The 6,123-nt window shown below is 52.4% G+C and carries 7 protein-coding genes; all 7 read right to left on the reverse strand.

The window, feature by feature from the left end:
- Nucleotides 1-19 precede the first annotated feature (19 nt).
- The 7 genes from M2108_RS31075 to M2108_RS31105 are packed head-to-tail and all read right to left on the reverse strand — an operon-like array spanning nucleotide 20 to nucleotide 5,892.
- Entirely contained in the window at nucleotides 20-1,147 is a 1,128-nt protein-coding gene (locus M2108_RS31075) for a baseplate assembly protein (protein WP_277473330.1), read from the reverse strand.
- Between the two features lie 4 nt (nucleotides 1,148-1,151).
- Nucleotides 1,152-1,487: a lysozyme gene (locus M2108_RS31080; RefSeq protein WP_277473328.1), complete on the reverse strand. Its 336-nt coding sequence runs from the start codon at nucleotides 1,485-1,487 to the stop codon at nucleotides 1,152-1,154.
- Nucleotides 1,484-1,888, reverse strand: a complete 405-nt coding sequence (locus M2108_RS31085; protein ID WP_277473327.1) for a phage tail protein — start codon at nucleotides 1,886-1,888, stop codon at nucleotides 1,484-1,486. Before M2108_RS31085 ends, M2108_RS31080 begins: the two co-directional genes overlap by 4 nt.
- A complete protein-coding gene (locus M2108_RS31090) occupies nucleotides 1,888-2,121 on the reverse strand; it encodes a hypothetical protein (protein ID WP_277506479.1) in 234 nt (77 codons plus the stop codon). Before M2108_RS31090 ends, M2108_RS31085 begins: the two co-directional genes overlap by 1 nt.
- Complete coding sequence (locus tag M2108_RS31095; RefSeq protein WP_277473329.1) at nucleotides 2,121-3,143, reverse strand: phage late control D family protein; 1,023 nt, start codon at nucleotides 3,141-3,143, stop codon at nucleotides 2,121-2,123. The genes M2108_RS31090 and M2108_RS31095 overlap by 1 nt, the downstream gene beginning before the upstream one ends.
- An 11-nt stretch (nucleotides 3,144-3,154) precedes the next feature.
- Nucleotides 3,155-3,361, reverse strand: a complete 207-nt coding sequence (locus M2108_RS31100) for a tail protein X (protein WP_277473325.1) — start codon at nucleotides 3,359-3,361, stop codon at nucleotides 3,155-3,157.
- Nucleotides 3,358-5,892 (reverse strand): phage tail tape measure protein, encoded by a 2,535-nt coding sequence (locus M2108_RS31105; RefSeq protein ID WP_277473324.1) that lies wholly within the window; start codon nucleotides 5,890-5,892, stop codon nucleotides 3,358-3,360. Before M2108_RS31105 ends, M2108_RS31100 begins: the two co-directional genes overlap by 4 nt.
- Nucleotides 5,893-6,123: the final 231 nt, after the last annotated feature.

Below are 6,123 nucleotides of genomic sequence, written 5' to 3' on the forward strand. Positions count from 1 at the left end.
CAGGCTCACTGTCTGCAGCTTAATCATCGACTAACCCTCCATAATTGATTGTTGTTGTGCCCTCTTGCGCAACCTGCAACGGGGTCAGGGCAGTATATACCGGCGAGGTCGGCACAACCCGCTGTGCTCCGGCTGCCATAACGCGAGCAATCAGCTCAGACGGATTAATATGCCGGCCAAGCTTTGACCGCTGCCAGAGCTGATAAGCAGCAACGGCCGCAGTGACAGCCGCCTGAATGGCAGGCACCTCTGCCGCTCGACTCCGGTTGATGTAGTAGGTCAGAACCGTATTGTAAGCAGCAGCCGCCGGCGCTGTTACCGTCACCAGGTCAGTTAATGGCCGGATGCCCCTGTCCTCCAGCGTCTCTGCCACTGCATCAAGTACGTCCTGGCCGGGAATCACCCCGCCGACAAGCAACGGGACAATCGTAACCCGGCCGGCTGCCGGCGAGTAAGCATACACATCCAGGATTGCTGCGGATGTTGATTTTGCCCAAAACTCATAGGCTCCCTTTGGGCCGGCAGTACTGTATGACTCCGGCGCGGTACGGATACGCTCACGGTATGCAGCATCCGTCTCCACCGCAGCCCCGCCGCTGCTTGCCGTCAGATTGGTTACGGCCTGCACAAAGGGCAGTTGATCCATCAGCACATTGATTTGCCCCGGTAGAAATCCGTTACCGGATGGCCCGGCCGTAGCGCACTCAGCTGTGACTGTGCCGGTTGTTGCCCCGGCTGGAATCTCCAGGTACTCTGTTGTTGCAAAAAATATGGAGCCGTCCCCGCCCTGCGCCCCGACCCGGGTCCCCGCCGGGATGGCGGTAACGGAAGATAAGGGTATGGACAGCGTAAACTGCAGCGTTGTAATAGCTGCAGCTGCGTCCAGCCGCTCAGACCCCTGAAAGGCCCCCATATGATCCAGCAGCACCCCGGATGCATACCGTAGCAGATTACCTTTGGCCGTCTGGTTGATAAGCACCCGCTGCTGAACGATAATAGTCGCGAGGGAAGACAAAAACAGCCTCACCGGATCGGCGGGCTGTAGTGTACGGCCAGTTAGGCCCTCATATACGGTTATGATACTTTGCTGCGTCTCTGCCGCATCCTCAGCGACAAACTGTATATCCGGTAAATCCACAAATTGCACCAACTCACTGCACCCCCTCTGCCAAACTGAACCTCACCACAGCCAGAAGGCGCCCTGTCAGCACGTCCTCAAACTCACCCTTAAAAGATACCTCAGTCACTACCGCCCGAGGCTCCTGCTCGGCTACAGCCGTCATGATCTCACCCATCAGGCGAGCCTGTGCGATTGGATACGGATCATCAATGATTGAGTAATCCAGCCCGATATCCCGAGCCAGTGGCGCGCTGCCGAGTGAAGTCTTGAGGATTGTCCGAATATTTTGGGCGACCTCTGCCGCAGTGGTGGCCGGCGCGAAATCTATACCTGACGGCTGCATCATATCTACTGTGTATATGCTCATTTTACGTATTCCTCCAGACTAACATTAACCGTCGCAAATAGGACGTTCCCCGAATTATCTATACGCTTCCAGACCTGGCTAAGCCCGGTAATAATCCATAGACCAGTACCAATGCCTTTCTTTCCTACTATTAGTGGTAGGGCCTTACCCGCACGTTCAAGCTCGATCAATCTATCCAGCTCTTTACGGGGGTTGAGACCATGCCGCGCGTCAAGCCACATCGTGAACGATATCGTATCAAGCCCCGGACCGAGCCATTGGGTTTTAGGCTTTTGCCCTAAGATTTCATGCTTTGCGTATCTGCTGGCTACATTCCGACTAAAGTCTTGGAAGGTCCGGGTTGCCTCCGGGGAAACCACAAAAACCACTGTTCCGAGGCTGCCAATTTTGCTCATCGCCATTAAGAAACACCCCCAGGGATAACACCGAGGCAGTAACCGTCCGTGCTGTTATCGGGATAAACGACAAGGACGGACTCACCCACTGCGGGCAGCTCCACCGGTACAATCCCGATCATGGTCGGTCCAATCACTGGCAGCTCGCCGGAGACGAGGTTATCTTTATCCGGATAGATTACCCGGACAGTTCGTGATGCCGTATTGACCGTTGATACAATGCCTGTTCGAATCATCATTACCACCCCAATACCTTTCTAATTCCGATACTTGTCGTATACCCACCACTGCCCACTACTTGTGAACAGGATTCGATTATATATTTGCCATCAAATCTCCCCCAGCCCTTGATATTGATGGTCAGGCCAGTCGCCATCCGGATATCGCCCATCAAATTCAGGGAGCCTTTACCCGCTTCCTTATTCTTCGCGCGCAGACCCTTTAGGGCTTGCCTGAGCGCTGCTGATTGTGAGTCCACCTGTTCGTTAAGCTTGAGCACAGGGCCTATTTTTGGTGCTCCCGGAGGTGAGTAAGTGGCTTTGTATGTTACCTTCTTTTTTGTGTCAGTATAGGTCAGCTCCGCCGCCCGGTAAGCAACATATGCAGTTGACCAATTAAACGAATATCCTAGCACATTGCTATCGCCGCGCGTAATTGTGGCGATTGCTGGCTGCTGCTCATATTCAAACTCATCAAACAACACCAGCTTGTTGCCCGAAACCTTAATTGCTATAGCCTCTTTGGTCGCTGTATCCAGTAAAAAGGCAAGGTCAGATATCCCCGCCTGCTCGATCCGGTCAAATGATGGGTTGTCTGTAGCTTCATACAAAAGCTTGAGTCCGGCGCGATTGGCCACCTCGCCAGCCAGTGTCTTCAAGGTTGTCTTTTCCCAGGACTTGGTGCGCTTCTCCTGCCGGACATTAGAGCTCACCGGCAGGGAAACCGCCTTAATTGTAACGGCATCCGGAGGACCAGCAAAGTCGAAAGTATCTACCTCAAACTTGCCGAGAGGCAGGCTTTTAATTTCCCCGGGCTTATCCCAATTGATTGTGCGGATCTCCGCTTTGATCTTGTCTCCTGCTGCCGGCTCCCATGGTCCTTGCCAATTCCGATCCCTATCCTCAAGCGCCAGCGATATATCATCCAGCGTGCCCGCCGCAGCATCGTTATAGCTAAAGGACGTCAGTGCCTTGGATATGTCCTCAGTGACGTCCTTCCCGTTGTAATTAACCAACAGCACCGCCCTGCGGGCATCCTGCATCTTTTCCAAGGTTATTCCTCCCTACGCCAAGGCGGCAGCGTCTGCGAGGCGTCTACGGGCTTATCTGGCACGTTTAAAATGATGCCGCCAGAGAATAGCACTGTTTGTGTGTGTTCTGGATTTGCTGCCAGTAGCAGCGTCATCAGCTCTGCCTGGCCGTAAAGCAAATAGGCGATCCCATCCCAGGTATCGCCTTGAACTGTCTTATATGTGGTCATCCAAAGCTCACCCTCTGCTGCTGACGTTTATAATCCTCAAACTGCTTGCTAAATTCCTGCCGGTTACGCTGCTCCATGTCCTTAACAGCCTCTTGATCGGCTGGGCCATAGAAATTAAATGATGGGCTGTAGACAAAATCGCCAACAGTTGTCGTTGAGGAAGTGTTCCCGCCGCCCATGCTCCGGTTAGCTGCTGCCAGCAAACTCTGTGAGCGTGCAGAATTATTCTCCGGGATGATCCACTCCGGCGATCGCCCTTCCCCGACCCATGCCAGCTCCGGCCGGTCAACATAACCGCCCTCGGCATAACCGCCGATCTTCGGGATTTCAGGAATCTTAAAGCCGAACGATTCCCCGCCCATTCCCGGTACCCAGTCCGGCACGTCAAATTTGACCTTGTTGATGCCTCGAATAGCCGCGTTGATGGCATCCACAGCAACATTGATCGGAAATGCCAGCAGTGCCCCGAGTCCCTCGAATATCCCAGTAAACACATCCCGTACACCTTGCCATGCCTTGCCCCAATCACCCGCAAACACACCGGTTATAAAGTCGATGACTCCGCCCAGTGATGTCATGAGCCCACTGATCACGCCGCCGATGGCGTCTATTGCATTGGTCACGACAACCTTGATAGCGCCCCAAACAAACTCAAAAGTTGCAAAGAGGTTGTCCAGAGTAGGCTTAAGCTCAGTAAACGTGCGGCTGATCCAGCCACCGATTGCACCGAAAGCCTCCTGCGCTTTACCTGCGATGCTCATAATCTTAGGAACCAGAGCATCGACCAGTCGGGAAACCTGCGGGAAGACCTGCGTGCCCAAATAATTAAAAATGTTGCTGATGATCGGCCACATTTTTCCGGCCAGGTATTCACCGATGGGTATGAGCGACCTGTAAATCGTTAAAAATCCGTTTGTTGCTGTAGTCGCCATTGTTCCAATGATCGGAGCCACAGTTCTAACGATATTTCCGACGGACACAAACATTTCCCGAATACTCGGCCACAGGCCCAGCAGGTTTTTCCCAAAACCAGCCCAGTATTTCATGAGCTCGCCGATCGTATCTTCAAAGCCAGAGGTTATGCTCTTCATGTCCTTCTTTTTGAAACCGAACATGGCGGCCATATTGATTCCGCCACGGAATAAACCCTTCACATCATCCACTACACCGGCAATGGAGTCATACATTAACCCGGCCCTGCTTGCGATCTCCTCTGCAGTCCCCTTGTCCAGTCCAAAAGCTGTCAGATAATCGACAGTTACGCCTTCCATTTTTCCGTCAAACCCATTCTCGAACAGCCATTTAACATTAACTGCAGCCTCTTTGACAGCTCCGCCTACTCTGCCAAACGCTCCGACGACAGCCGGAACCCAGGTTGTCATTTTTCCGGCCAGCCCGCTGAAAATTGGCAGCAGTTCTTTGCTGATCGGAAGGATCAGGCTGGTTTGAAGTGTTCTGCCCATACTGCCGAATGCCTGACCGATGGTATTGAACTTTACTTTCTGAATTTCTTCCATGGTCTGCTTTGTCGAATCAAACTGACTCTTTACATTGCCAAGAGAAGTGATAACGCCGATTTCCAAATCTTCCGCCTGTGTACCGAATAAGCCGACTGCAGCAGCTGATTGCTTCACCGGATCTTTAACCGCTGCTATCGAGGCAACAACTTGGTCAAAGGCCTTCTTTGCTGCAGGACCGCCTGCTGCGAATGTTGCCGTCATTCTCTCGGCATTCAACCCGAGAATCTTGTAAGCCTCTGTACTCGTTTTGGAGCCATCTTTTGAACGAATACCAAACTCCTTTACTGCGTCCCCGACTTTATCCAAATTGAATGCCCCTGCGTCAAGTCCAGCCGCGAAGGTGTCGAACATCTGGTTTGCATCAAAGCCAATTTTCTTAAAATACACGCTATATTCATTGGCGGAATCAAGCAATTCAGATGACTGATCCAGTCCTTTTTTCCATCCTTGAGCAAGCAAGTTGTACATGTCGCCGGTGTTCTGCTCAAAAACATTACTCATGGTATCGGCGGCCTTAACAGACTCTTTGATATCCTCGCCGACAGCATCCCTGTAGAGGATTGCATACCTGGACGTTTTCTCAAGTTCTTTTCCGGTTTCCTGAGTGGCTTGCTGTACAGTCGCCATACCTTCGGATATGTCAAACAAACCTTCACCGAGCTTCATATTGTACAGATTAATAAGGCTTTTTCCGTATTCTTGGATTTCTTTTTCTGATGAATTAGTTGCAAAATCCATTTTATTAATTGCCTGCTGGTATTCCTCTGAAAATGAAAATACTTGATGGGCGGCCAAGCCGACCCCAGCAGCTATCCCAGCAGCAGCTCCGCCGGCAAGAACTGCACCGCCAAGAGCCCACATGCCTGAACTGTCATCAGCTCCGCCACCGCCCCCACCGCCTCCGCTTCCAGGATCAGCAGGCTGCGGGCCCTGAATCCTGTTTATGTCCCGCATACGGCGTTCCAGGTCCTGCATGTCACGTGTGTATCGCTGCAGGTCGTTACCAAACATGTTGGATGGCATCCGAATACGGGCAATCTGCTGCAAGTTCTGGTGCAACTGAGTGGATTCCCGGACAGCATCCTTCAGTTCCTTGACAGTTTCGGTTAGGATTCCACTTATCCGAGGCATACGCCGTAACTGGTCAAACTCCCGCTCGGCTGCCTGCAGGCCATCCCGTAGAGGTCGAACCATATCTCCAGAGATCCGGATTGCTTCGATAGCCCGGGCTGTATCCTGAAT

This window comes from Paenibacillus sp. PastM-3 (genome assembly GCF_029893965.1).
GTDB lineage: Bacteria > Bacillota > Bacilli > Paenibacillales > Paenibacillaceae > Paenibacillus_AQ.